Below are 23,765 nucleotides of genomic sequence, written 5' to 3'. Positions count from 1 at the left end.
GCCGCCCTTGGCGGGAGCGTGCCCGCAGCTCCTCGAAACGACCGCGAGGTCGCCGGGGGCGTGAGATATCCTGGGCGTAGGCCCATCGTCCCGACGAAGGGAGCGTCATGGCCATCCTCGCAGCCTGCGCCGTGCCTCATCCCCCGCTGATCGTTCCCCAGGTGGGCAGGGGGCGAGAGAGGGACATCAGCCGCACCGTCAGCGCCTGCCGCGAGGTCGCGGCGCGCATCGTCGAGCTTGCCCCCCAGACCATCGTCATCTCGTCTCCCCACGCCCCGTGCTATCGCGACTACGTTCACATTGCGCCCGGCACGGGGGCGCGGGGAAGCTTCGCCGAGTTTGGCGCTCCCGAGGCCCGCTACGCCGTGCGCTATGACGAGCCGTTCGCTCGGGCGCTGGCGGCCGCCGCCAGAAAGGACGGCATCGACGCGGGAGGCGCGGGCGAGAGGGACCCGTCGCTGGACCATGCCACGATGGTCCCCCTGCACTTCATCGAGGAGGCTTACCGTCACGCCGGCCGCGACGAGGACTTTCGCGTCGTCAGGATGGGCCTCTCGGGCCTCTCCCCCCAGGGGCACTATCGTTTGGGCCGGCTCGTCCAGCGCGTCGCCGCCGCGCTGGGCAGGGGCGTAGTGATGGTCGCGTCGGGCGACCTCTCGCACAAGCTGGCCCCTGACGGGCCGTACGGCTTTGCCCCCGAGGGCCCCGTCTTTGACCGGAGGGTCTGCGACGCCTTTGCGTCGGGCGACCTCCTTCCCCTGCTCGCCATGGACCGGCGTCTGGCCCTGCGGGCAGCGGAGTGCGGCCTGCGCAGCTTCCAGATCATGGCGGGGACGCTCGACCGAACGCCCCGGCGCTCCCGGCTGCTGAGCTACGAGGGGCCCTTTGGCGTGGGATACGGCGTGGCGCTCCTGGAGCCGACGGGCCCGGAGGGCTCGGACGAGCGCTGCGCCCTCCTGCCACGCTACGAGTCGCTGCGCGCCGAGCGCCTGCGGGAGGCCCGCGGCGCCGAGGACCCCTACGTTCGCCTGGCCCGACGCGCCGTGGAGACGTACGTGCGCGAGGGACGCCGCCTGACGTGCGAGGATGGCACGAACGGCGGCGGGGCGCCTCTTCCGCAGATGTCCGGCGAGCGGGCGGGATGCTTTGTCTCGCTCTCCCTCGACGGGGAGCTGAGGGGCTGCATGGGGACCATCGCCCCCGCGCAGCCCACCCTCGCCGACGAGATCTGCTCCAACGCCGTCAGCGCCTGCGCGCGCGACCCGCGCTTTGAGCCCGTGCGCGCCGAGGAGCTCGACGAGCTCGTCTACGACGTTGACGTGCTCCAGAGGCCTGAGACCGTCAGCGACATGGACCAGCTGGACGCGCATCGCTACGGCGTCATCGTGAGCTGCGAGGACGGACGCAGGGGCCTGCTTCTGCCCGACCTTGACGGCGTGGACGGCGTGAAAGAGCAGGTGAGGATCGCCGCGCGCAAGGGCGGCATCGACCTTGAGCGGGACGACTGGCGCCTGCAGCGCTTTGAGGTGGTGCGCCATAGATGAGCGAAAGCGCCCATGACGCCGACGCGAGGGAGCTGCGAACCTGCGCCTGCTGCCCGCGCCTTTGCCGCATCGCCCCGGGAGGCCGCGGCTTCTGTCGCGCCCGTCAGAACGTGGACGGCACCGTCGTGGCCACCAACTACGGGCGCGCCACCTCGCTGGCCCTCGACCCGGTGGAGAAGAAGCCCCTCGCCTGCTGGAAGCCGAGATCGTTGCTGCTGTCCTACGGCAGCTATGGCTGCAACTTTCGCTGTCCCTTCTGCCAGAACTGGCAGATCTCGCAGGCGGGCGAGCAGGACGTCCGCTGGCACGGCCTGGACGCCGACGAGCTGGTCGGGGCCGCGTGCCGGGAGCACCTTCATGACCGCCGCGTCGTGGGCGTCGCCCACACCTACAACGAGCCGCTGGTGGGATGGGAGTTCGTGCGCGACGTCGGGAGACTCGCTCACGAGCGGGGGCTCTTCAACATCCTGGTGTCAAACGGCTGCGCGAGCCCCTGGGTCCTGGATCGGCTCGACGGCCTCGTGGACGCCGCCAACATTGACCTCAAGTCCCTCTCGCCGACCGTGTACGAGCGCTATGGGGGCGCAGGAAGCCTGGACGCCGTGCGGGCGACCATAGAGCGGCTCGCCGCCGCACCCGACTGCCACCTTGAGGTGACGACCCTGGTGGTCCCGGGCGAGAACGACGACCCCTGCGAGATCGAGGCCATGGCCCGATGGCTCGCGAGCCTGGATGACCAGATCCCCTATCACCTGTCGCGCTTCTTTCCGCGTTGGCGCATGACGAATTGCGAGCCCACCCCCACAGGCGAGGTCCGCGCCCTCGCACGGGTCGCCCGCCGGTGGCTGAGGCGCGTGTTCGTGGGAAACTGCTAGCCGTCAGGGTGCGCGGGCGGGCGTGCCGGCGGCAGACACGCCGGTGCCGGTGCGTCGAGGCCCCCGCCAGATGGCGACGCCCCCCGCCTGACGACGTCGGGCGGGGGGCGCAGGACGCTGCCGGAACAGCGAGCGGGACTTCCTAGCGGCGGTGCTCGCGATAGTACGCGATGAGCGCCTTGGTGCTCTCGTCCTGGGTGGCGAGGACCTCGTCGTCATGGAAGGCGGGCGTGATCTGCTTGGCGAGCTGCTTGCCCAGCTCGACGCCCCACTGGTCATAGGAGTCGACGCCCCACACCGTCCCCTCGACGAAGGTGACGTGCTCGTAGAGGGCGATGAGCGCCCCGAGGGTGCGGGCGTTGAGCTCGTCGGCAAAGATGGACGTCGTCGGGCGGTTGCCCTCAAACACGCGCGCGGGGACCATCCACTCCTGCGTGCCCTCCGCGCGGACCTCGTCGGCCGTCTTGCCAAAGGCGAGCGCCTTGGTCTGCGCCAGGAAGTTGGCCAGGAAGAGCTCGTGGACGTCCTGATCGCCGTCCTTGGCGGGATGGGGCGTGTTGACGAAGGCGATGAAGTCCGCGGGGATGAGGTGTGTGCCCTGATGGATGAGCTGGTAGAACGAGTGCTGGCCGTTGGTTCCGGCCTCGCCCCAGAAGATCTCGCCCGTCTTCGTGGTGACGGGGGTCCCGTCCCAGCGCGTCGACTTGCCGTTTGACTCCATCGTCAGCTGCTGAAGGTAGGCGGGGAAGCGATGCAGGTACTGGTTGTACGGCAGGACGGCATGGCTCTCGGCCCCGTAGAAGTTGACGTACCAGACGTTGATGAGGCCCATGAGCGCCACGACGTTCTGCTCGAGCGGGGTGTCGCGAAAGTAGACGTCCATGGCATGGAAGCCCTCGAGCAGCTCGGCAAAGACCTTTGGGCCAAAGGCGATGATGAGCGAGAGGCCCACGGCCGCGTCAACCGAGTAGCGGCCGCCGACCCAGTTCCAGAAGCCGAACATGTTGTGGGGGTCGATGCCAAACGCCTTGACCAGCTCGGCGTTGGTCGACACGGCGGCAAAGTGCCGCTTGATGGCGTCGGCCGTCTGGGCGTCGCTGCCGTCGATGGCGCCCTGCTCCTGGAGCGCCTCGAGGAGCCAGGTGCGCGCCGTGCGGGCGTTCGTCAGCGTCTCGAGGGTGGTGAACGTCTTGGACACGACGATGACCAGCGTCGTCTCGGGGTCAAGGCCGCGCGTCTTCTCGGCCACGTCGTTGGGATCTATGTTCGAGACGAAGCGGGCGGTGATGCCGGCGTCGGCGAGGGGCCTGAGCGCCTCGTAGACCATGACCGGGCCAAGGTCGGAGCCGCCGATGCCGATGGACACGACCGTCCGTATCTTCTTGCCCGTGACGCCCGTCCACGCGCCCGAGCGCACCTTCTCGGCAAACGCGTACATGCGGTCGAGAACCTCGTGCACGTCCCTCACGCAATCCTGGTCGCCGTCAAACAGGGTGCCGGCGTCGGCGGCGGGACGGCGCAGGGCCGTGTGCAGCACGGCGCGGTCCTCGGTGGTGTTAATGTGGGCGCCGGCGTACATGGCGTCACGACGCTCCTCGACGCCCAGCTCGCGGGCGAGGTTCACGAGAAGTCCGATGGTCTCGTCGGTCACGAGGTTCTTGGAGAGGTCAACGTGCAGCCCCGCCGCGTCAAAGCTCAGCTTCCTGACGCGCTGGGGGTCGTTGGCGAACGCCTTCTTGAGCGTGAACTGGGTCTCCTGCTTGGCGTAGTGACGCTTGAGCTCGCCCCACGTCGTCGTCATCGTCGCATCGATCGGTGCGGGAACAGCTTCCATGTTTGCTCCTCCAAGTTGGGACCTGGCGCACGCCCCCGGGCGGATGCGCCCTGACACTCACATAGTAACGCAGCGGGAACGCTCACGGCCGTCGTGACGGGGTTCGGCGGGCGACGTTATGGCGCGGGTGCGTCGCCGGGGCGCCAACCTGCGGGCGAGGTCAGTACGGCTCGCCCAACGGGGGCAGCTGCTTGAGATAGGCCCACATGCGCTGCTTGGCGCGATCGTCTCCCAGGGCCTCCGCGAAGCCCCCGAGACTCATGACGCGCACGCCCAGGACGTGAGCGACCCAGCCGGGGTCCAGACGTGCCTGGTGAGGGTCGTCCTGCCCGGCAAGCTCCGCGCCGTATGCCCCCCGCACCGCCGCGGCGGCGTCGTCGTCGCAGATGATGAGGGTGTCGGGGTCGAGCACGGCCAGCGTCAGGCGTAGCTCGTCCGGCCCCAGGGGCGTCCCGTCGCGCCGGCAGCTCGCCGCGGCGCACCAGTTTGCGGGGTCATAGCCCAAGGCGGTGAGCGAGGCGCGCAGGGCCGTCCCGTCGGGCCCGCCCAGAAGGGGGCCGCCGGCTCGCTCCTCTGGCGAGAGGGAGCCCTTGAGCAGGCATGCGCCCGAGAAGGCGTTGCCCGCGAGGACGACGCCCTCTCGCTCGAGGCCGGCGACTTCCGCAGCGACCTTGTTGACGTAGGCCTGCCTCTCCTGAGGGCTGCTTGGCGCCATGTGTCGCTCCCGTCCTGCCGACTCCCCTGCCACGTTCTTGATTCTACCGCTGAGGTGTCCGCGTGTTGTGGGTATATACGCAGCAACTGCAACTGACGCACAGGACCCTGTGACGTCGCAAGGAGGAGAGACCAATGGCAAACGCACTGACCGCTTCTGACTTTGACCAGCTCGTCGTCCAGGCTGACAAGCCCGTGCTCGTGGACTTCTGGGCCTCCTGGTGCGGCCCCTGCCGCGCCCTGGGCCCCGTGGTGGAGGAGGTCGCCGAGCAGATGGCCGACAAGCTCGCCGTCTATAAGTGCAACGTCGATGACGAGTCGGAGCTCGCCCAGAAGTTCCAGATCGTGTCGATTCCCACGCTCATCCTGTTCAAGGGCGGCAAGCCCGTCCATGTGATGGTGGGCAACATGCCCAAGGCGGACCTCATCAAGGAGATCGAGGCCAACATCTAGGAAAGGTGCCGTCCAGGCCCGCGACGTATGCGGTGGGCGGCGGCAGTCGCGTGCGCTGGCCTCATGACGGCCCCGCGCGGGGAGTCGTGCGCACGCCCAGGGGACGGCCTTCGGGACGTCCCCTTTGCTATGCTGGGGGCGCGCCCGCCCGGCCTGAGCGCCTCATGCGCCCGACTTCGTAAGGAGCAGGATTGGATCACTCACGCACCGCCTCGCACATGCGTCACGCCGGCCGAAGCCTTGCCGGCCTCGTCAGGCACAACGCCTGGACCGTCGTCATCCTCGTGGCCGTCGTCGTCTTCGTCGGGCTGCTCCAGGAGGTCCTCGAGGGGGAGGCGATTCGCCTGGACGCCATGGCCTATCAGCTGGTGGTCGTTCGTATGAGGAGCGCCTGGCTCACGCCCGTCATGCAGTCGATCTCGGAGCTGGCGCTTCCGGTCGTTCTGGTGGTGCTGCTCCTTGCCGTGGAGGCCTTTGCCCCCGGACGGCGCCCGGGCGTCTGCGCCGCCGTCAACCTGACGCTGGTGCTCGCCCTCAACCAGGTGCTCAAGCAGATCGTGCATCGTCCGCGCCCCGAGGGCTTCAGGCTCATCGCCGAGTCCGGCTACAGCTTTCCCTCGGGACATTCCATGGTCGCCATGGCATTCTACGGCCTGTTGGCCTGGATGGTCTGGCACTACGAGAAGGATCGCGTCGTCAGGTGGGTCTGCTGCCTCGGCTTCTCGCTCGTGGTCGTCGCGATAGGGTTGAGCAGGGTGTACCTGGGGGTCCATTACGCCACGGACGTCATCGCCGGATTCTGCGTGTCGCTGGCCTGGCTGGCCCTCTATACCAAGGTCTTCGTGCCCGTCTTCATGGGCGAGGCCCCCGCCGACTCGTGCAAGCCTACCCCAGCCGCACGATGTCGGCCGAGATGATCCGGCGGTCCTTGACGACGATCCGTCCCATGCTGGGCCCCACGGCCCGCGGATAGGTGGGGCTGCCGGGGTTCATGACCAGCACGCCCGTCCGACGGTCCGTCTCGATGAGGGGCCTGTGCGTGTGGCCGCAGACGGCGACGTCGCAGACATCCAGGTCAAGACGCTCGCGATAGTGGTTGACCTGCCAGCGCAGCTCGTCCGAGAAGAAGCGGCAGGTGCGCGTCACGAAGGGGCCAAAGTCATACCCGTAGTCGTTGTTGCCCAGACACAGCTTGACGGGGGCTATCCGCTCCAGGCGCCGCAGGTCGTGCGTCGAGCAGATGTCGCCCGCATGGATGATGACGTCCGCCCCCTCAAGGGCGCGGAGCAGCTCGTCGGAGAGGAACCCGTGGGTGTCCGAGACGACGTCGTAGCGCATGAGCGGCCCGTCAGATGCCCAGGGCGCGCTTGAGCGAGACGACGCGCCGGCGCGAGACCGGGATCTTCTTTTCCGCGACGTCCTTGATGCCCAGCTGGAGGATGCCGCTGGAGATGACCTCGACGTCCTCCACGTGCTCGAGGTTGACGATGTAGCCCCGATGCACGCGGAAGAAGCCGTGCGGCGTGAGCTTCTGCTCGAGCTTGGCGAGCGAGATCGTGGAGAGGAAGCGGTCGGCGTCGGTGTAGATGCAGGAATAGTCGTCCTTCGCCTCGATGTAGCGAATCTGGTCAACCGGCACGAGCACCTTGCGCCCGCCCTTCTCGACGGGGATGCGCTCCACCGACGTGCGAACGGGCTGAACGGGCTTGCTGCGCGCCTCGACCTTGTCAAGCGCATGAAGCAGACGGTCCGTCTCGACGGGCTTCATGAGGTAGTCGATCGCGTCGACGTTGAAGGCGTCGAGGGCATACTCGCTATAGGCCGTCACGAAGACGACGGCGGGGGGGTTCTTGAGCTGATGGAGCGCCTCGGCGAGCTGCATGCCCGAGGTCTTGGGCATGGAGATGTCCAAGAACAGGACGTCGGTCCCCTTGTGCCCGCTGCCGCCCTCCTTGTGGCGGACCAGCGTCTCGACGGCCTCGCGGGCGTTGGATGCCTCCTCGATGAGCCCGATGCGCCCCGTCTCCTCGAGCAGGAACCTCAGCTCGGAGCGGGCGGGTGCCTCGTCATCCACGATTAGCGCGTTCAACATGCCGTTTTCACCAACCTTCTCCGCCTTGGGCGGAAGACCACTGACCGGACGCCGCGTGTGCCTGGGGCCAGACCGGCGGACCACGACCATCTATTCTACTCCTTGACTTCGGTCACGTCAGGAACCGCCCCCACCAGCCTGAGCGTGACGACGGTGCCCGTGCCCACCTTTGACATGACCTCGACGCCCGAGCCGGTGCCGTAGCGGCGTTCGATGCGCTCGGCGACGTTGCGAATGGCGATGCCCGCCCCCTTCCCGCGGCCGCGCGCCCCACGGTCCTGCGGCGCGTCGGAGAGGAGCCGACGGGCGGACTCCTCGCTCATGCCGACGCCGTCGTCGGCCACGGCGATGAGGACGTCGTCGCCGTCGGTGGTCGCCTGCACGTCAATGTGCAGGGTGCCCTCGTCGCGCAGCCCGTGACGGACGGCGTTCTCCACGAGGGGCTGCACGATGAAGCCCGGAACCAGGACGCGCTCGAGACCGGGCTCCACCACCTCCGCCTCGACGATGCGCTCCTCGCCAAAGCGCGCGCGCTCGATCTTGAGGTAGCGTCGCGTCTGGGCGAGTTCCTCCCTCAGCGAGAAGGGCGCCTCCGAGCTCTCGAGCGTGCGGCGGTAGTACACCGAGAACTCGCGCAGGAGGTCGCGGGCGCGCACGGGGTCGGTGCGCGTCAGCGCCGCCATCGTGTTGAGCGCGTTGAAGAGGAAGTGGGGGTTGATCTGCGCCTGCAGGGCCTTGACCTCGGCACGCGCCGTCAACTCCGCCTGCACCTCAAGCTCATGGGTCGAAAGCTGGGTGGAGAGCAGCTCGGCGAGGCCGCGCACGATGGCGAGCTGCGTGCGGTCAACCTCGCCGCCGCGCCGATAGAAGAGCTTCAGCGTCCCCACGCTCCGGTCGGCCACCGTGAGAGGGGCAAAGATGCCCGCCGGAAGCCCCCGTCCGCTCTCGTCGGGCGCGACGCCCACCCACTCCGACTGCCCCAGGTCGGAGAAGGTCTGGACCCGCTTTGAGACCAAGACCTCCCTCGTCGCCGCCGAATTGGGCGTGTCGCTCTGATACCCCAGGACGCCGTCGCCCACGTAGGCGAGCGTCTGCTCGGTGTCGGTCAGGGCGATGGCGGCGGCGTTGGTCTCGGAGAGGAGGAGCTGGCACACGGCGGCGGCGTTTTCCTTGGTGAGGCCGCCCGACATGTGGCGCAGGGTGGCCGAGGCGACGCCCAGGGTCCGCTCGGCGGACTGAGACCTGAGGTCCTCGGGGGCAAGGAAGGCCGCCCCGGCCACGACGATGATCGCGGCGAACCCGGCGCCGGCCATGACGGCGGCAAGGATGCTGCCCGTCATGATGCCCCAGGACAACAGCCCCAACAGCAGGACGCTTCCCGCCATCAGGAGCGCCAGGAGCGCGAGGGAGGCCTGTGCGACGGACCACCTGCGAACGCTACTCATCGTCGTCGTCCGTCAACGAGGGGGCAAAGGGCGCCTCGGCGGGCTGGCCGAGTCGCTGAAGCCGCAGCGCGAGGGGGCGATTGTCCCACAGCTCGGCCACGATGCGCGGCCAATAGGTCTGAAGCTCAAAGTAGCGCTCGACCTCGCGACGCGCCCAACGGCGGGCGCGCAGCTGTCCCATGAGCAGGATGCCCAGATAAGCGCGACGTTCGGGGCCGCGCACGACCCGCAGCAGCGCCGTGAGGAATATGCGCCTCTGCACGGTGGGCGACAGCCACGCCGACGGATAGGGCTCGAGCGACTCGGGGCGGACCTGGCGCAGCCCGATGGTGGCGTTGCCCGCGGCGAGCTTGGCAAGCTCGTACTCCCAGCGATGGACGTCCTGCAGGAAGGAAGCCGCGCAGGACGGCTGCCTCGCCGCCGTGTGGCGCACGCGCCAGGCGTTGTCAAACCAGACGTCCATGCCCCGCATGCGCAGGTTGAGGAGGTAGTCGAGGTCCTCGCCGCGCGTGATGAAGGGGTCAAAGGCAACGCGCCCGAACGCCTGCGCCGACAGGGCGAAGCAGCTGCCACAGAGCGTGTTTGAGCGAGAGATGCGCGTGGCCGTGAGCGCGCGGCGCATCCACAAATTGAACTCGGCGTTCTTCGGCCAAAAGTGAGTGCGGGACGCGACGGTGTCCACCGGGGCGAACGGCGACTCGTCCTTGCGCAGGAAGAAGCCGCTCTTTGCATAGATGGGGAGCCTCTGGCGGGTCTCCATGCCCAGACCGTGGACCGCGTCAATCAGGAAGTTCTCGTCTGCCGCCACCTCGTCGTCATCCAAAAACACCGCGACGTCGTGCCCGAGGGCCGCGCACACCGCGATTCCCATGTTCCTGATGGCGCCATATCCCCTGAGGGCGACGGGCTCGCCCGAAAGGCGCGGCGCGACGCGCGCCACCACGCGCAGAATCTCCTTGCCCTCGTCGGGACCGACGATGAGCGGGTTCAGCGCGGGATGCATGCGACAGATGCCCTCGATGCGGGCACGGGCCGCCTCGGCGCACTCAGGCGGGGACACGAGCAGGACGATGACGCGCAGGACGCCGCGAACCGCGTCGAGCGAGTCAAGGCAGAGCTCGAGCTCGGGCAGGGGCTTGTCGATGGGCGTGGCGTGATCATATGACACCACCTGCCCGATGACGGGAGGGGCGTCCCTCTCGGTCCAGTACGACGGTATGACGATCGCAGGGTTCACGCGGCCGCACCCGTCTTGTCGCCGCGGGCGTCGTCGTATCGCCCGGCAAAGAGCGGGGACTCGCGCAGGGCGCGGGCGAGCGGCAGTCCCAGGGCATAGAGCACGACGGCCTCGCCGACTCCCGTGGCGACAAGGCCAAAGAGGTACATCAGCGGGTAGCTGCCGTCGAGCGGGATGGACGTGAAGGGAATGGTGTAGAAGCCCACGCCCTGAAGGAGCAGGGGCAGATAGGCCGGCACGATGAGGGCGTTGGCGAGGACGGGGCCCGCCAGCGCGAGGCGTGGCCTGCGGCGCAGGCGCCAGCTCGCCCAGGCGCCTACGAGGGTTGCCGCCGAACCAAAGACCACGTCCAACATGCCGAGCATGCCCGTGCCCGACAGCGCGATGTTGATGAGGTTGGCAAGGGCGCAGCCCAACGTCAGGCCCGGCACGGCATCCGCCGTGAGCAGGGCAAGGGCGCAGACGGCCTCCGAGAGGCGAAACTGCACGGGACCCCAGGCGAGCCCCCCCAAGAAGAGCAGGCACACCAGGGTGAGGGCCGCGTAGAGCGCCGCAATCGCGGCGATGCGCGTCATGTGGCGCGCGAGCGCGTCGGCGGCGGCCGCGTCAGGGGCGCAGCCCACCTCCCGTCTGGCTTCAGCGGAACGATTCACGTTTTGCCACCTCCTTGTGGAACAAGCGACCGGCGAGCGCCGCCGCCCGCCGTGACACCCCTTGACAAGTTGCGGGACAGCCTTCTGTATTCTAGCCTGTATGGTCGCATGGTGACGTCACGAGCGATGCCCCCTGTCGCGGCGGGGGGTCGCAACTTCAACGGGAGAGAGGGACTGCCTCGTGGAACGCCTGGAGAATGAGACGACACCCGCAGAGCGAGCCGAGTCCCTGCGCCTGTCGCAGCGACGGGAGCGTCCCCGGGGCATCGTGTTCTTTGCCGAGATCAACCTTGGGCTGGCCATCACCGCGATCGGCATCGCCCTATTCAAGGCGCCCAACCACTTTGCGCTCGGCGGCACCTCGGGCATCTCGATCATCCTCTCGACGCTCTTCCCGGCGCTGCACGTGGGGTCGTTCATGTGGATCGTCAACGCCGGCCTCGTCCTCTTGGGCCTCGTCTTCCTCGACCGCACGACCATGGGGTGGACCGTCTTCTCGTCCTTTGCCCTCTCGGCCTACGTCTCCGCCGTGGAATGGGCCCTGCCCCTGGCGGCCCCCCTGACCGGCGACACCATGCTCGAGCTGATCTTTGCCGTGCTCCTTCCTGCCGTGGGCAGCGCCATCGTGTTCAACATAGGCGCCTCGACGGGCGGGACCGACATCCTCGCCATGATTCTCAAGCGTCACACGTCGCTGGAGATCGGCAAGGCCCTCATGGTGTCGGACGCCCTCATCGTCCTCGCGGCGTTTTGGCTCTATGGGCCGCGCACCGGCCTGTACTGCGTGCTGGGCCTCGTCTGTAAGACGCTCTTCATTGACGGGGCCATCGAGAGCATCAACCAGCGTAAGGTATGCACCGTCCTGTGCAGGGACCCCCGCAGGCTCGTCCGCTTCATCGTGCACGGGCTGCACCGCACCGCGACCCTGCGCACCGAGACCGGCGCCTTCAAGGGTCAACGGTACGAGGTGGTGGTCACGGTGCTCACGCGACGCGAGGCAACGAAGCTGCGGCTCTTCCTGCAGGACTACGACCGCGAGGCGTTTCTCACCATGGTCAACAGCTCCGAGATCGTGGGACGGGGGTTCCGGGGCGTGTGAGAAGGGGGTCACGGGCGCCTGCGGGGGGCTCCGCCCCCTCCCATCGCCGCACGGACGGACGCCCTCGCCGCGCGCGGCGCCGTCACTCCTTGCGCGTCTGCTCCCACAACCTCTCGAGACCCTCCCTGAAGCGCCGCCCCTCAGACCCCGCGAAGTCGCTCGCCACGACCACGCCGTGCTCGTCCGAGACGAGAAAGGCCTCCGAGGGCACGACCTCCCCGTCACGGAGGTCGGCGAGCAGGCCTTCGCGGCGACGGACGACAAGCCCGACCGAGTGCGCCAGGTCCTCGACGAGGGACGTGGCGCCCGAGGGCATGGCACCGGGCGCCACGTTCCAGAGCAGGGTCCCCTCAAAGACGACCCAGAGGCTCTCGGGGCTGATGCCCGTCTCGACCCCCTCGAGCTCCGCGCGGCGCGCCCGGCGCCCGAGCGCGCGAAGCGTCACGTCAGGGAGCCCCTCGTAGGGGCCCACGGTCATGGCGGCCTGGCCGTTCGTGTCAACGACGAGCATCAGCACGCCGTCCGGGTGGCGCGCCGCGCCCGCGGGGAGCGTCCATTCCACATGCTGCTTGGCCCAGGCGACGAGGGCGACGTCAACGGGCTCGCCGCCGACCTCTCGACGGCGCAGGGCGCGCAGGTGGCGGTTCTCCAGCGGAAGGCGGCCACCGGCGAGGCGCCAGCGGCACACGAGCGCGGGCTCGCCCAGCTCAAACGAGGCGGCAGTCTGCATGTCATCGACCATCCGGGCCTCCTGGGGTCGTGGTGTCCGTGAACCGTATGGTAGCAGCTGCCACGCCCCACACGCCCGCTCAAGAACGGACCGCAGGCGCAAGACGGGGCCCGCCTAGCGGGCCCCGTCCCCGAGACGCTCCGCACGACCCAGTCCGAGTCGCCGCGCGGACGTCCCCCATGCCTGCGCACAGACGCCTAGTCGCGCATGCGCGTGCAGACGTCTAGTCGTGAATGCGCGTTCCCGAGATGCCCGCCATGGCCTCCGCGGCCTTCTCAAGCGAGCCGATGATGCAGACGCGGCCGGGGCGGCTCTCGGCGAACTTGATGCCCGCCTTCACCTTGGGCTCCATGGACCCCTTGCCAAACTGGCCCTCGGCGACGTAGGCCTTGGCCTCCTCGACCGTGAGGTCCTCGAGGTCCCTCTGGTCGGGCTTGCCAAAGTTGACGGCCACGTGGTCGACAGCCGTGAGCAGGACGAGGGTGTCGGCGGAGCAGTCCTCGGCGAGGAGCTCGCCGCCCATGTCCTTGTCGATGACGGCGGCGACGCCCTTGTAGGCGCCCTTGTCCGCGTAGTCGCGCACGACGGGGATGCCACCGCCGCCGCAGGCGATGACGATGAACTCGTTGTCGAGGAGGTTCAGGATGCTCGTGGCCTCGACGATCTTCTTGGGCTCGGGAGAGGCCACGACGCGCCTCCAGCCGCGACCGGAGTCCTCGACAACGCTCCAGTCGGGGTGCTTGGCGAGCTCGGCGTCGGCCTCCTCGCGTGACATGAAGGCGCCGATGGGCTTGGTGGGGTTCTTGAACGCCTCGTCGTCGGGGTCGACCTCGATCTGCGTCACGACGGTCGCCACGTGCCAGCGCTTGTACTCCTTGTGCATGGCGGCGCCGATTGCCTGCTGGAGGTGATAGCCGATGTAGCCCTGGGACATGGCGCCGCACTCGGGGAGATCCATGGCCGGGATCTTGCCGGGCTCGTCCTTGTGGGCGGCGGCGAAGGCGTTCTGAATCATGCCGACCTGGGGGCCGTTGCCGTGGGTGATGATGATCTCGTTGCCCTGCTCGATGACGCGGAGCAGCGTGGGGGCAGCCGCGCGGACCTTCTCGATCTGCTCCTCGGGCGTGTTGCCGAGAGCGTTGCCCCCCAGGGCGATGACGACGCGGTTGGGCTTGCCGTAGGGCTTTGACATAGGGCGCTCCTTCATGTGCCGTGACCCCAGCCGGGCCACATAGACGGTATCGATACGGATTGACAGTAGCGCCAAAGCAGGCGCTTGTATTCGTGATTTTATTGGATTCTCCAAACGGCACGTTTCGCGTTTCCAAAGGTAAATTGATATTTTACTGTATATATTTAAATTAATTTCCAATATAATGCTACATTTTGCACGTCATTTGCATATCTCGCGCCACAACGGCCATCGCCGAGGGCGCGCTACCATGGACGCATGGATGCGAGCAGCCGCAAAAGGTCACCGCACGCGAGCGCCACGGCCGACGCCAAGGCGTCCGCGGGCGGTCCCTGCCGTGGGCGCTTTGCCCCCACCCCCTCGGGGAGGATGCATCTGGGAAACGCCTTCGTGGCGCTCCTGTCCTGGCTTTCCGTCCGCTCCCAGGGAGGCACCCTCGTCCTGCGCGTCGAGGACCTTGACCCGCGCACCCGTCAGGCCGACGCCGCCGAGCTCCTCATGCGCGACCTTGACTGGCTGGGGCTGTGCTGGGACGAGGGTCCCTTCTATCAGAGCGAGAGGGGCGAGCTCTACCGAGACGCCATCGACAGGCTCGAGAGGGACGGTCTGACCTATCCCTGCTTCTGCAGCCGCAGCGAGCTCCATGCGGCAAGTGCGCCGCACGCCTCCGACGGCACGTACGTCTATCGTGGAACCTGCCGACACCTGAGCGCGCAGGAGGTGGCGCGCAGGCAGGCGCAAAGGCCCCCTGCCCTGCGACTGCGCGTTCCTGACGAGGGGAGCCCCGGCGACAGGGTCGAGTTCGTTGACCTCTGCTGCGGCGCATGCCACGAGCTGCTCTCGCGCGACTGCGGCGACGTGCTCGTGCGGCGCAGCGACGGCATCGTGGCCTATCAGCTGGCCGTCACGGTGGATGACGGCCTGATGGGCGTCAGCGAGGTCGTGCGCGGGCATGACCTGCTGGGATCAACCGCTCGCCAGATGTACATAGCCCGTCTTCTGGGGCTTGAGCCGCCGCGCTACGCGCACGTGCCCCTGCTCGTCGCCCCTGACGGTCGGAGGCTCTCCAAGCGAGACCGCGCCCTGGGCCTGGACTCGCTGCGCGCGGCGGGCGTCAGCCCTCGCCGCGTCACGGGCGCGCTGGCGTCCCTTGCCGGCCTGGCCTCGCCGGGCGAGGAGCTTGCGCCGGCCGACCTCGTGAGTCGCTTTGACTGGGATGTCGTGCGGCGTTGCCCGCCCCAGGTGACGGTGCGCGAGACCCTGATGGCCTGAGGGACTTTTTGCCCCGCTGCCATGTGGGTGTTGTGGCCCACTTCGTTGTGGGGTATCATGCACAAGCATCACGTTGGAGAGCTGACCGAGAGGCCGAAGGTGCTCGCCTGCTAAGCGAGTATAGTCCTCAAGACTATCTGGGGTTCGAATCCCCAGCTCTCCGCCAGACAGCTTAGGCGCCCGCAAGCTAACCGTCTTGCGGGCGCTGTGCCCCACGCCCGGCCACCCGCAGGCGCCCTGCGACGGGATCGGGTCGATGCGGGGTCATTTATTTTTTGTTCATGCTTGACATCCTCCCTCCAGGATGGCATCCTACTTCTTGCACGCGGCGTTACCTCAGCTGGATAGAGGGTCTGACTACGAATCAGAACGTCACAGGTTCGAATCCTGTACGCCGCACCACTCGAGAGCTGGAGCCCCTTTTTGGGGCTCTTTTTTATTACGCACGTGGCGGGGCGTCATACGGGGCAGGCCGTGTAGGCATACTCGACGCCCGCCTCGTCCAGAATGTCCTCGATGTCAACGAGCCGCCCTGCGCAGGTGGCATAGAACCATGCAAGCAGCCGAATCAGCGCTGACGGCGCGCTGCCACGCCGGGGCGCGCGACAGGCCCGGAGGCGCACCTCATCGTCCGCGAGCGTCACTGACCTCCGGTAGCTCAAAGCGCCAAACACCCCCTCAGTCAATCGGCCGCTGCTGCACTCCTCAATGACGACCAGGCCGTCGCCCTCGATGAGCGCCGCCTCCCTGACCTCGTCACCCTCCGCCTCGTGCCAGAACACCTGCCGCCGTGCCATGTGACCCCCCTTCTTGTGACCTGCCCCGAGTATAGAACATATGTTCTATACTCGCAAGAGGGACCTGCCTAAAAAAGGCGCCCGGAAACCGGGCGCCGCTCTGGGTCATTGACGCGCCGCCTGACGTCGTCACGAGAGGGGCCTGATGACCTCCATGCCTCGCATGTAGGGGCGCAGGGCCTCGGGCACCACGATGGAGCCGTCCGCCTGCTGATAGTTTTCCATGATGGCTGCCATGGTGCGCCCCACCGCAAGGCCCGAGCCGTTGAGGGTGTGCACCAGACGAGAGCCCTTGAACTCCTTGGGGTCGCGATAGCGAATGTTGGCGCGACGCGCCTGGAAGTCCCAGCAGTTCGAGCAGGAGGAGATCTCCTTGTAATTGTCGTAGCTGGGCATCCACACCTCTATGTCGTAGCACTTGGTCGCCGAGAAGCCGAGGTCGCCCGTGCAGAGCGTAACGACGCGATAGGGCAGGCCCAGGAGCCTGAGGCACTTCTCCGCCTCGACCACCATGGACTCAAGCTGGTCCATGGAGTCCTCCGGCTTGGCGAACTTGACCATCTCGACCTTGTCAAACTCGTGGACGCGGATGATGCCGCGCGTGTCCCGGCCCGCAGATCCCGCCTCCTCGCGGAAGCATGGGGTGAAGGCCGTGTAGAGAAGGGGAAGCGCGTCGCCGTCAAGGATCTCGTCACGATGGATGTTGGTGAGCATGACCTCGGCCGTGGGGATGAGGTACATCCCGCCGCTCACGTGGAAGAGGTCCTCGTCAAACTTCGGCAGCTGGCCCGTGCCAAAGAGCGAGTCGGCGTTGGCGATGACGGGTGGCCACCACTCCTTGAACCCCGCCTTGACGTGCTGGTCGAGGAAGAAGCCGATGAGGGCGCGCTCCATGAGGGCGCCGGCGCCCCCCAGCAGGTAAAAGCGCGTGCCCGCCAGCTTGACGCCGCGGTCGAAGTCGATCATGCCGGTGGCGGGGCCGAGGTCCCAGTGCGCCAGCGCCGCAAAGTCAAACGCGGTGGGCTCGCCCCAGCTGCGCACGACCGGGTTGTCCGAGTCGTCCCTGCCGTAGGGCACGGACTCGTGGGGAATGTTGGGAATGGCGGCGACAAGGTCAAAGAGCTCCTTGTCGATGTCGGAGCGCCGCCCCTCGAGCGAGGAGATGCGCCCCTTGTTGGCCGCGACCCGTTCCTTGGCGGCGTTGGCCTCATCCTGCCGGCCGTCGCGCATGAGCTGGCCGATCATCTTTGACGTGGCGTTACGCTCCGCCTGAAGCCGCTCGACTTCGCCGATGGTGGCGCGGCGCGCCTCGTCCAGCTCGAAGAAGCGCTCGCGATCCCAGTGGGCGTTCTGTCTCGAGGCGCAGGACGTGTCCACGACGTCGGGATTCTCTCTGACGAACTTGATGTCGAGCATGAAGGCACCTCTCCGTATGTCGTCTTGCGCAGGCCGTCTTGTGGGGCGCGGCCTGCCTTTGATCGTGTCAAGTATATACTTGACACGCTTGACACGCGGCGCCCCTCGTCCCCGGGGCGCCACCCTGCGGAAGGTTCGATGATGGAACAGGTCTCCGGCTTCTTTGACTGGCTCTTTGGCACACGCCCCGGCGTGCTCTCCCTCGTCGTCGGCGGCATCGTGCTCTTTCTGCTCATCTCGTTGGTGCTCGAGCGCCGTACGCGCGCCCTGTACAAGAACCATGAGCGCAGCGACGATGACTGGGATTTCTTCGACCAGGATGACGACGACGCCGAGAAGTGAGGTGCGACGCGGCGCCCTCGGCGCTGCGCGACATGACCCTTGTCTCGTGCGCCGACCTCGGACCGCTCGCGCAAAAGTCGTGTCCCGTTACACGAAAAGAGCGTTCCCGCCTTGGCCCATGAGCCATCTGCCGGCGGAAACGCTCCTGTGTGTGCTGGTGCGGGCGAAAGGACTTGAACCTTCATGAGATTGCTCTCATACGGACCTGAACCGTACGCGTCTGCCAATTCCGCCACGCCCGCGTGAGAAGAGATAATACCCCAACGCCCTGACCGGGGCAATGCCAAGTTAAAAAAATCGGGCGTCGCGGCGAGCCGGCAATCGTGAGTCCTTGGGCGTACGCGCCGTGAGCCTGACCGCACGAGCCGGCGGCACGAAGGGAGCGCGGACGTACGGGACCCGCGCCGCAGAGGGCGCCTCCAGGATGCCGCTGATAGAATGACGTGAAAAACGTTCTGTGCACAAAGAGAGACGAGAGACGCATGACGACCAGGGTCTGGCGCAGACGCTTGTTCGCGAGACGAGCGCGGCGGTCGCCACGGCGCAAGAACGCGTGTCTTTTTGCCCTGGTCGCCGCACTCGCCTGCCTAGGCCTTTCCCTGGCCGTCAGCGCCCCCTCACCCGCGTCTTTCGCCCCTTCGCAACCCGCTGACGGCATGCTCCCCGGAGCCGCCGACGACCTGGGACGTCCGGACGCCATGCCGCTTTCCACCAGTTGGGACGAGCGGGAAAGTCCCAACTACGTCCGCCTTGTGGGCAGGGCGGACATAGCCGACCCCCTGCCCGCCGGACAGGTCGTCTACGCCCCCCTTGACGACAACCTGCGGGCGGGGGCCGTACGCGCCTGCATCACCTCGCAGATGGTCGAGCGGGGCAGCTCTCGCAGGCGCGCGCAGAGCCTTCCCAACCCCGCCGGGTGGCCGTCGCGCAACGAGGAGGTCGACATCGACCTGCCCACGGGTGCGACCTACCACGGATGGCTGTGGAACCGCTGCCATCTTCTGGCAAAGTCCCTGGGCGGCTCGGACGACCTTGTCAACCTGGTAACGGGCACGCGCATGCTCAACGTGGGGGCTAACGACGGGCAGGGGGGCATGGACGTCTTTGAGAGCGCCATCCGCAGCTGGCTCAGGAGCTATCCCGACGTGACGGTGCAGTATGTGGCCACCCCCGTCTACGAGGGAGACGAGCCCATCCCGCGCTCGGTGGTCGTGGACGTCCTGTCGTCGGACGGGGCGATCGACGAGCGGCTCGAGGTGTACAACGCCGCCAAGGGACACACCATCAACTACAAGGGCGCCCTGCCCTCCTTTGCTTCCGCGTGACGAACCCTCGGGGCGCCCCATGGAGGGAGAGGGCGGGCGCCAGCCTCCCCACCTGCGACATCCGTCAAGTCGCGCTAGAATGTGGGCATCGTCACGGCAGACGGACAGGACGCTTAATCACACGAGGAGCCGCCGTGAGGGACGTCGCGCCACATACGACCGAGACGCAGGGGGCCTGGCAGCCGCCCTGCGCCTCCGCGACGCCGAGCGCCGCCGACCTTCTGTTGGGGCGCTATCGCGTCATGGGCGCCTGCGGCACGGGGGGCTTCGGCGCGGTCCTCATCTGCTGGGACACGCGCCTGCAGCGCCGCGTCGCCATCAAGCGCATGCCCCTCTCGCAGCCGGGGTCCTTCACCTCCCGTCAGATCATCGACGAGGCACTCGCGGAGGCGCGGACCTCCAGCATGCTTGCCAACCCCAACATCGTCACCATGTACGACTTTGAGGTTGACCATCAGTGGGCCTATCTCGTCATGGAGTTTGTGGACGGGCTGACGCTCACCGAGCTGCTGGGCCGGGTTGAGGGCGGCACGCTCACCAACGACGAAGTCGCCTACCTCGTGGAACACGTGGGCGACGCGCTGGGGTACGCCCATGAGAACGGCGTGCTCCACCTTGACGTCAAGCCCTCCAACATCATGTTCGAGCGCAACGGAGCCGTCAAGATCTGCGACTTTGGCATGGCGACCCTCGCCTCCGCCGCGGGGTACGGCGGGGCGCGCGGCGGCACGGTGGGCTACATGCCCCCCGAGCAGATCGTCGGAGACCTGGTGGACGAGCGTTCCGACGTCTTCTCGCTGGCGGTCGTGTGCTGGCAGGCGCTTGAGGGCCAGAACCCCTTTGCCGCCGCGACGGCAGAGGAGTCCCTCACGAAGATAGAGCGCGGGCCCAAGCGGGACATAGCCAAGATCGACGGCTCCATAGGCGGCATGGCGGCGGAGGCCATCATGCAGGCCGTTTCCCCCTCCCCCGCCTCGCGACCGCCCTCGGTGGAGTCATTTGCCCACTGCGTGGCCTTTGGCCTGGGCGACCCCGACGCGGGCGCCGAGTCCATTCGCGGGCTCATGGCCCAGTCAACCGACGAGGGGGCGGGCGACGAGACCCTTCTCAGGGCATGGCTTCCGCTCGCGTACCGCTACCCCTGGCTCCTGGGGAGCCTCACGCGCCTGGCGAGCGCTCTCGTCGTGCTCTGGGCGGTCGCCATGACCTCGGGGGCCTACGCGTCCGCCTTGGGCGTTAGCCGCCCCGTCGTCTGCGTCCTGGCGGCGGCCGCGACGGCGGCGTGGCCCCCCGCGGGCTCCGTCCTGGCCACGGCGTCGCTGGCAACCGCCGTCCTGACGGCCTCCACCGGCGCGGAGGGCATGCTGCTCTCCCTGGTCGTCTTTGCGGTCGTCCTGACGTGGTGGGTCACGACGGGAAGGGGCGATGGCCTGTCAAGCTGCGCTTTGCTGCTGGGGTCGTGCGCCCGCAACCCCCTGTTGGGCGCCCCACTGGCGTCGCTGGCCGAACGCCCGTGGGGGGCCGGCGTCACGGCGGCGGTCTCGTGGCTGCTCTCCTGGGTCGTGACCGTTCTGGCGCCGACGGGCTTTGACGCGACCGGCGGCGTGGCGGCCCTGCTGGAGCGCCTTGGCTCCCTTTCCGCGCTGACGTCCTGCGCCGGCTGCATCGTGGCTGCGGCGCTCTCGTCCGGGATCTCGCGCCGCTGGCCAAGCGTGAGGGGCGGCGTCATGGGGCAGGTCGTCTGCGCCGGCGTGGTCGTGGGGACGCAGCTTCTCGCCGCACGAGTGGAGAATGGGGGCATCTGGACCCCCGCCAGCTGGGTCAATCCGCTCGTTGCGCTACTCTTAGGGGTGGTTCTGTGCCTCTGGGTCTTCGTCCGGGGCCCTCTGTCCACCGATCGTAAGGTAGATGAGTTCGATGAAGCTGCTTAAGACGTTCGAGAGCCGCATCGGCGACGCCTTCGGCGCGGCCCCCGAGGGGTTCGTCGCGCCCTTCTCGTTCAGGAAGCTCGCCCGCAGGGCCGCGCGCGAGATGGAGAACGAGACGTTCGAGATCGACGGGATCGACACGGCCCCCGCCCTGTACACCATCCTCGTCTCGTCCGAGGACGACGCCCTGATGAGGCCCCTGTATCCCCAGATCACGCGCGAGGTGGTCTCCTTCGTCGAGGCGCAGGCCTCCGAGAGGGGCTACGTGTTCGTCGGCAGGCCCCTGGCCCGCTTCATGGTTGATCCCTCGCTCAAAAGCGGCCGCTTTGCCGTCTTCGCCGAGAACGTCGACGGCGGCACCCTGGCGCGTCTGCGCGAGGAGGAGCTCGCCTTTCTCTCCGGCTCCCTCGGGACGCCCGGGGCGGCGCAGGTCACGCCGGTGGAGGGCCACTCAAGCCATCTGCGCCGTCGCGCCAGCTCATACACCCCCCAGCAGATGCCCGACCTCGCCGGGCATGAGCCCGGCGCCGACGTGCCGCCCCAGCCCCCGGCGGGTGGCAAGGTCGTCGGAGCCCAGGGCGCGGCAGGCCTCTCCGAGGACTCCGTGGGCCTCGAGGTCATTCCCGACCAGGCCGTTGACGAGGCATTGAGCGACATCTACGCCCAGGCCGGCATCAGCCGGCCCGCCGCGGCGGCGGCGCCTCTGTCCGAGGTGATTCCCCAGATGCAGGAGCCCCTCATTCCCAACCCGGACGACTCCCACGTGGGACCTGTCGGCGTCCCCGCAACGCGGCGTCGCGTGGAGCCGGCGCCGCCGGTCGCCCCAAGGCACGGCGCGGTCTCGCAGGAGAGCGTCAGCTGCCAGCTCACTGACCGCCAGACCGGCGCCGTCTACGTGGGGCGCGCCCCCGCCACCGTCATAGGGCGCGAGGGCGTCCCCGGCGGCATCGTGCTCAGGGACCCCAACGTCTCCCGGCGTCACGCCGAGCTGAGCTTTGACGGTCGCAGCTGGCACATCGCCGACCTCGGGTCCACGAACGGCACGCTCGTCAACGACGTGGACGTGCGCGTCGCCACCCTCTGCGAAGGCGACGTCGTGACCGTCGGCCTCACAAATCTCGTCTTCAGGGAGCATGCGTCATGATCGACCTCGTGCTGTTCGCCGGCAGGGTCGTCCTCGTCGTCTTCCTCTTCCTCTTCCTCTTCGCCGTCATGCGCACCGGCATCGGGCTCGTGCGAGGACAGCGTCGCGACGCCGCCATCTGGTCCGTTGACGTGGAGAAGGGCACCCGGGGCCTGCGCGGACTGCATGTTGACATGCTGGGGCCCGTCGTCGTCGGCCGTTCCCCCTCGTCGGACATCGTCGTGGACGAGCCCTACGTGTCGGCGACGCATGCCAGGTTCACGCTGCAGGGGCCGGCGCTCGTGCTCGAGGACCTCGACTCCACCAACGGAACCCTTGTCAACGGTCATCCCATCAACCAGCCCGTCACCCTGCGCGACGGCGACGAGGTGCAGGTGGGCGATGCCATCATGCGAGTGAGCCGCCGATGAGCGCGACGCCTCCGCATAGGGACCAGGGCGAGCCCGCGAGGAGCCCCGAGCCCGCGATGAGCCCCGGCCACGAGGAGCTGCCCGTTCAGCTCCGCGAGGGCGGGGAGTCCAAGAGCGGCAGCTCCACGACGCTGGCCTGGGGGGCGCGCACGGACGTCGGGCTCGTGCGCTCGCACAACGAAGACTCGTTCCTCATCCAACCCCCCACCTTCGCCGTCTGCGACGGCATGGGCGGCCACGCGGCGGGAGAGGTTGCGAGCTCCATCGCCGTCGAGACCATCGCCTCGCACGCACCGGAGCACGCCAACGACGTGCTGCTGGGCGTTGCCGTCGAGGCCGCCAACGCGGCGGTCATCGAGGGGGTCGTGCGAGGGGCCGGCAAGCCCGGCATGGGCTGCACCGCCTCGTGCGTCCTTATCGAAAAGGACAAGATGGCCATCGCCCATGTGGGCGACTCCCGCATCTACCTGCTTCATCAGGGTGCCCTCGTGCGCCTGACCCACGACCATTCCTACGTGGAGGAGCTCGTGGACGCCGGCGAAATCACCGCCGACGAGGCGCGCGTCCACCCCTCGCGCTCCGTGATCACGCGGGCGCTCGGCTCCGACCCCGACATGTACGCGGACCACTTCACGCTCGACGTGGTCCTGGGCGACAGGATCATACTCTGCTCGGACGGTCTCTCGTCCATGGTTGACGACTCCCAGATCGAGGCCGTCGCGTGCTCCACGGCCACGCCTCAGGCAGCGGCCGACAGCCTCGTGGCGGCGGCGCTGGCGGGCGGGGGGCACGACAACGTCACCGTGGTCGTGGTGGACGTCGTGGACGACGGCTCGCTCGAGCATCATCGCAATGTGCGACGCAGATGGGTCCTGGGGGGCATCATCGGCATCCTCGCCGCGCTCCTCATCGTCGTGGGCCTTGGCGCCGCCGTCATCACAAACTCCTGGTACCTTGGCGACAACGGCGGAACCGTCGGCATCTACCAGGGCGTGACGGGGCGCCTGTTTGGCGTCTCGCTCTCGCACCTCTCCGAGACCAGCTCGGTTAGGACGTCCGACCTGCCCACGGCGGTGCAGGACAACCTCAGGCGCGGCCTGCGCGTCAGCAGCGAGCGGGAGGCGCACGACACGGTCGAGAGCTACCGCGACCAGATTGACGCCGACAAGAGCACCGCGGCCGTGACCGCCGACCGCTCCACCTCCGGCACCGACCTTGCCGAAGCGACCGCGAGCGGCGCCGCGACGGGATCGGGTGACTAGG

The 23,765-nt window shown here is 68.1% G+C and carries 23 protein-coding genes and 3 tRNA genes; 14 read left to right on the top strand and 12 right to left on the bottom strand.

From position 1 onward, the window contains the following. Window positions 1-107: 107 nt before the first annotated feature. Together amrA and amrS are read left to right on the top strand one after the other, a co-directional pair. A complete protein-coding gene (gene amrA / locus BN3001_RS05980; protein WP_058270861.1) occupies window positions 108-1,544 on the top strand; it encodes an AmmeMemoRadiSam system protein A in 1,437 nt (478 codons plus the stop codon). Then, the gene (gene amrS / locus BN3001_RS05975; protein ID WP_058270860.1) at window positions 1,541-2,419 is read left to right on the top strand and encodes an AmmeMemoRadiSam system radical SAM enzyme; all 879 of its coding nucleotides are present in this window, start codon (window positions 1,541-1,543) and stop codon (window positions 2,417-2,419) included. Before amrA ends, amrS begins: the two co-directional genes overlap by 4 nt. 142 nt (window positions 2,420-2,561) lie before the next feature. Here the strand turns inward: amrS and pgi are convergent, their stop codons facing one another. After that, window positions 2,562-4,253 carry a glucose-6-phosphate isomerase gene (pgi, locus tag BN3001_RS05970; RefSeq protein WP_058270859.1) on the bottom strand — a complete coding sequence of 564 codons (1,692 nt, stop codon included), beginning with the start codon at window positions 4,251-4,253 and terminating at the stop codon, window positions 2,562-2,564. A 160-nt stretch (window positions 4,254-4,413) separates the two neighbouring features. Next, the gene (locus tag BN3001_RS05965; RefSeq protein ID WP_058270858.1) at window positions 4,414-4,968 is read right to left on the bottom strand and encodes a hypothetical protein; all 555 of its coding nucleotides are present in this window, start codon (window positions 4,966-4,968) and stop codon (window positions 4,414-4,416) included. A gap of 134 nt (window positions 4,969-5,102) precedes the next feature. Here BN3001_RS05965 and trxA point away from each other — a divergent pair, with 134 nt between their 5' ends. Beyond that, entirely contained in the window at window positions 5,103-5,420 is a 318-nt protein-coding gene (gene trxA / locus BN3001_RS05960) for a thioredoxin (RefSeq protein ID WP_058270857.1), read from the top strand. Between the two features lie 191 nt (window positions 5,421-5,611). Next, the gene (locus BN3001_RS05955; RefSeq protein WP_235815063.1) at window positions 5,612-6,337 is read left to right on the top strand and encodes a phosphatase PAP2 family protein; all 726 of its coding nucleotides are present in this window, start codon (window positions 5,612-5,614) and stop codon (window positions 6,335-6,337) included. Here BN3001_RS05955 and BN3001_RS05950 read toward each other — a convergent pair. The 5 genes from BN3001_RS05950 to BN3001_RS05930 all read right to left on the bottom strand — a co-directional run bounded on the left by BN3001_RS05950 (window position 6,306) and on the right by BN3001_RS05930 (window position 10,769). Continuing rightward, on the bottom strand, window positions 6,306-6,758 hold the full coding sequence (locus tag BN3001_RS05950; RefSeq protein WP_058270856.1) for a metallophosphoesterase family protein: 453 nt from the start codon (window positions 6,756-6,758) through the stop codon (window positions 6,306-6,308). The genes BN3001_RS05955 and BN3001_RS05950 overlap by 32 nt on opposite strands. Before the next feature lie 10 nt (window positions 6,759-6,768). Continuing rightward, complete coding sequence (locus BN3001_RS05945) at window positions 6,769-7,512, bottom strand: LytR/AlgR family response regulator transcription factor (RefSeq protein ID WP_058271264.1); 744 nt, start codon at window positions 7,510-7,512, stop codon at window positions 6,769-6,771. A gap of 95 nt (window positions 7,513-7,607) precedes the next feature. Next, window positions 7,608-8,957 carry a GAF domain-containing sensor histidine kinase gene (locus tag BN3001_RS05940; protein ID WP_058270855.1) on the bottom strand — a complete coding sequence of 450 codons (1,350 nt, stop codon included), beginning with the start codon at window positions 8,955-8,957 and terminating at the stop codon, window positions 7,608-7,610. Next, complete coding sequence (locus tag BN3001_RS05935) at window positions 8,950-10,194, bottom strand: glycosyltransferase (protein ID WP_058270854.1); 1,245 nt, start codon at window positions 10,192-10,194, stop codon at window positions 8,950-8,952. The genes BN3001_RS05940 and BN3001_RS05935 overlap by 8 nt, the downstream gene beginning before the upstream one ends. Next, entirely contained in the window at window positions 10,191-10,769 is a 579-nt protein-coding gene (locus BN3001_RS05930) for a QueT transporter family protein (protein ID WP_058271263.1), read from the bottom strand. The genes BN3001_RS05935 and BN3001_RS05930 overlap by 4 nt, the downstream gene beginning before the upstream one ends. A 259-nt stretch (window positions 10,770-11,028) precedes the next feature. On the opposite strand from BN3001_RS05930, the gene BN3001_RS05925 reads away from it, so the two are divergent. Continuing rightward, window positions 11,029-11,946: a YitT family protein gene (locus BN3001_RS05925; protein ID WP_058270853.1), complete on the top strand. Its 918-nt coding sequence runs from the start codon at window positions 11,029-11,031 to the stop codon at window positions 11,944-11,946. An 82-nt stretch (window positions 11,947-12,028) separates the two neighbouring features. Here the strand turns inward: BN3001_RS05925 and BN3001_RS05920 are convergent, their stop codons facing one another. After that, entirely contained in the window at window positions 12,029-12,688 is a 660-nt protein-coding gene (locus tag BN3001_RS05920; RefSeq protein ID WP_058270852.1) for a hypothetical protein, read from the bottom strand. Between the two features lie 211 nt (window positions 12,689-12,899). After that, entirely contained in the window at window positions 12,900-13,868 is a 969-nt protein-coding gene (arcC, locus tag BN3001_RS05915; protein WP_058270851.1) for a carbamate kinase, read from the bottom strand. 258 nt (window positions 13,869-14,126) lie between these two features. Here arcC and gluQRS point away from each other — a divergent pair, with 258 nt between their 5' ends. From gluQRS to BN3001_RS05900, 3 genes are all read left to right on the top strand, one after another. Beyond that, window positions 14,127-15,140 (top strand): tRNA glutamyl-Q(34) synthetase GluQRS, encoded by a 1,014-nt coding sequence (gene gluQRS / locus BN3001_RS05910; protein WP_058270850.1) that lies wholly within the window; start codon window positions 14,127-14,129, stop codon window positions 15,138-15,140. A gap of 75 nt (window positions 15,141-15,215) precedes the next feature. Next, window positions 15,216-15,306, top strand: a tRNA-Ser gene (locus tag BN3001_RS05905). 159 nt (window positions 15,307-15,465) lie between these two features. Further along, window positions 15,466-15,542: transfer RNA gene (locus BN3001_RS05900), tRNA-Arg, on the top strand. A gap of 56 nt (window positions 15,543-15,598) precedes the next feature. On the opposite strand, the gene BN3001_RS05895 is transcribed toward BN3001_RS05900, so the two are convergent. Further along, window positions 15,599-15,937 carry a hypothetical protein gene (locus BN3001_RS05895; protein WP_058270849.1) on the bottom strand — a complete coding sequence of 113 codons (339 nt, stop codon included), beginning with the start codon at window positions 15,935-15,937 and terminating at the stop codon, window positions 15,599-15,601. A 129-nt stretch (window positions 15,938-16,066) separates the two neighbouring features. Next, window positions 16,067-17,353, bottom strand: a complete 1,287-nt coding sequence (serS, locus tag BN3001_RS05890) for a serine--tRNA ligase (RefSeq protein ID WP_058270848.1) — start codon at window positions 17,351-17,353, stop codon at window positions 16,067-16,069. Window positions 17,354-17,494: 141 nt separating this feature from the next. On the opposite strand from serS, the gene BN3001_RS05885 reads away from it, so the two are divergent. Then, window positions 17,495-17,695 (top strand): DUF6724 family protein, encoded by a 201-nt coding sequence (locus tag BN3001_RS05885; protein ID WP_058270847.1) that lies wholly within the window; start codon window positions 17,495-17,497, stop codon window positions 17,693-17,695. A gap of 155 nt (window positions 17,696-17,850) precedes the next feature. Here BN3001_RS05885 and BN3001_RS05880 read toward each other — a convergent pair. After that, window positions 17,851-17,937, bottom strand: a tRNA-Leu gene (locus tag BN3001_RS05880). A 456-nt stretch (window positions 17,938-18,393) separates the two neighbouring features. Between BN3001_RS05880 and BN3001_RS05875 the strand changes: the two genes are divergently transcribed. From BN3001_RS05875 to BN3001_RS05855, 5 genes are all read left to right on the top strand, one after another. Further along, on the top strand, window positions 18,394-19,020 hold the full coding sequence (locus BN3001_RS05875; RefSeq protein ID WP_235815061.1) for a DNA/RNA non-specific endonuclease: 627 nt from the start codon (window positions 18,394-18,396) through the stop codon (window positions 19,018-19,020). A gap of 134 nt (window positions 19,021-19,154) precedes the next feature. After that, window positions 19,155-20,951 carry a protein kinase domain-containing protein gene (locus BN3001_RS05870; RefSeq protein ID WP_235815060.1) on the top strand — a complete coding sequence of 599 codons (1,797 nt, stop codon included), beginning with the start codon at window positions 19,155-19,157 and terminating at the stop codon, window positions 20,949-20,951. Continuing rightward, a complete protein-coding gene (locus BN3001_RS05865; RefSeq protein ID WP_058270845.1) occupies window positions 20,938-22,092 on the top strand; it encodes an FhaA domain-containing protein in 1,155 nt (384 codons plus the stop codon). The genes BN3001_RS05870 and BN3001_RS05865 overlap by 14 nt, the downstream gene beginning before the upstream one ends. After that, window positions 22,089-22,502: an FHA domain-containing protein gene (locus BN3001_RS05860; RefSeq protein WP_058270844.1), complete on the top strand. Its 414-nt coding sequence runs from the start codon at window positions 22,089-22,091 to the stop codon at window positions 22,500-22,502. The genes BN3001_RS05865 and BN3001_RS05860 overlap by 4 nt, the downstream gene beginning before the upstream one ends. Then, on the top strand, window positions 22,499-23,764 hold the full coding sequence (locus BN3001_RS05855) for a Stp1/IreP family PP2C-type Ser/Thr phosphatase (protein WP_058270843.1): 1,266 nt from the start codon (window positions 22,499-22,501) through the stop codon (window positions 23,762-23,764). The genes BN3001_RS05860 and BN3001_RS05855 overlap by 4 nt, the downstream gene beginning before the upstream one ends. The last annotated feature ends 1 nt before the right edge of the window (window position 23,765 follow it).

It is taken from the genome of Olsenella massiliensis (genome assembly GCF_001457795.1).
In the GTDB taxonomy this organism is placed as follows: Bacteria; Actinomycetota; Coriobacteriia; order Coriobacteriales; family Atopobiaceae; genus Olsenella_F; species Olsenella_F massiliensis.
The sequence above is the reverse complement of the archived record's forward strand: the minus strand, read 5'-3'. Positions and strand labels throughout refer to the sequence as shown.

Coding starts and splice junctions, on each gene's coding strand:
- amrA (WP_058270861.1), top strand. CDS start 108: ATGGCCATCCTCGCAGCCTGCGCCGTGCCTCATCCCCCGCTGATCGTT.
- amrS (WP_058270860.1), top strand. CDS start 1,541: ATGAGCGAAAGCGCCCATGACGCCGACGCGAGGGAGCTGCGAACCTGC.
- pgi (WP_058270859.1), bottom strand. CDS start 4,253: ATGGAAGCTGTTCCCGCACCGATCGATGCGACGATGACGACGACGTGG.
- BN3001_RS05965 (WP_058270858.1), bottom strand. CDS start 4,968: ATGGCGCCAAGCAGCCCTCAGGAGAGGCAGGCCTACGTCAACAAGGTC.
- trxA (WP_058270857.1), top strand. CDS start 5,103: ATGGCAAACGCACTGACCGCTTCTGACTTTGACCAGCTCGTCGTCCAG.
- BN3001_RS05950 (WP_058270856.1), bottom strand. CDS start 6,758: ATGCGCTACGACGTCGTCTCGGACACCCACGGGTTCCTCTCCGACGAG.
- BN3001_RS05945 (WP_058271264.1), bottom strand. CDS start 7,512: ATGTTGAACGCGCTAATCGTGGATGACGAGGCACCCGCCCGCTCCGAG.
- BN3001_RS05940 (WP_058270855.1), bottom strand. CDS start 8,957: ATGAGTAGCGTTCGCAGGTGGTCCGTCGCACAGGCCTCCCTCGCGCTC.
- BN3001_RS05930 (WP_058271263.1), bottom strand. CDS start 10,769: ATGACGCGCATCGCCGCGATTGCGGCGCTCTACGCGGCCCTCACCCTG.
- BN3001_RS05920 (WP_058270852.1), bottom strand. CDS start 12,688: ATGGTCGATGACATGCAGACTGCCGCCTCGTTTGAGCTGGGCGAGCCC.
- arcC (WP_058270851.1), bottom strand. CDS start 13,868: ATGTCAAAGCCCTACGGCAAGCCCAACCGCGTCGTCATCGCCCTGGGG.
- gluQRS (WP_058270850.1), top strand. CDS start 14,127: ATGGATGCGAGCAGCCGCAAAAGGTCACCGCACGCGAGCGCCACGGCC.
- BN3001_RS05895 (WP_058270849.1), bottom strand. CDS start 15,937: ATGGCACGGCGGCAGGTGTTCTGGCACGAGGCGGAGGGTGACGAGGTC.
- serS (WP_058270848.1), bottom strand. CDS start 17,353: ATGCTCGACATCAAGTTCGTCAGAGAGAATCCCGACGTCGTGGACACG.
- BN3001_RS05885 (WP_058270847.1), top strand. CDS start 17,495: ATGGAACAGGTCTCCGGCTTCTTTGACTGGCTCTTTGGCACACGCCCC.
- BN3001_RS05875 (WP_235815061.1), top strand. CDS start 18,394: ATGCCGCTTTCCACCAGTTGGGACGAGCGGGAAAGTCCCAACTACGTC.
- BN3001_RS05865 (WP_058270845.1), top strand. CDS start 20,938: ATGAAGCTGCTTAAGACGTTCGAGAGCCGCATCGGCGACGCCTTCGGC.
- BN3001_RS05860 (WP_058270844.1), top strand. CDS start 22,089: ATGATCGACCTCGTGCTGTTCGCCGGCAGGGTCGTCCTCGTCGTCTTC.
- BN3001_RS05855 (WP_058270843.1), top strand. CDS start 22,499: ATGAGCGCGACGCCTCCGCATAGGGACCAGGGCGAGCCCGCGAGGAGC.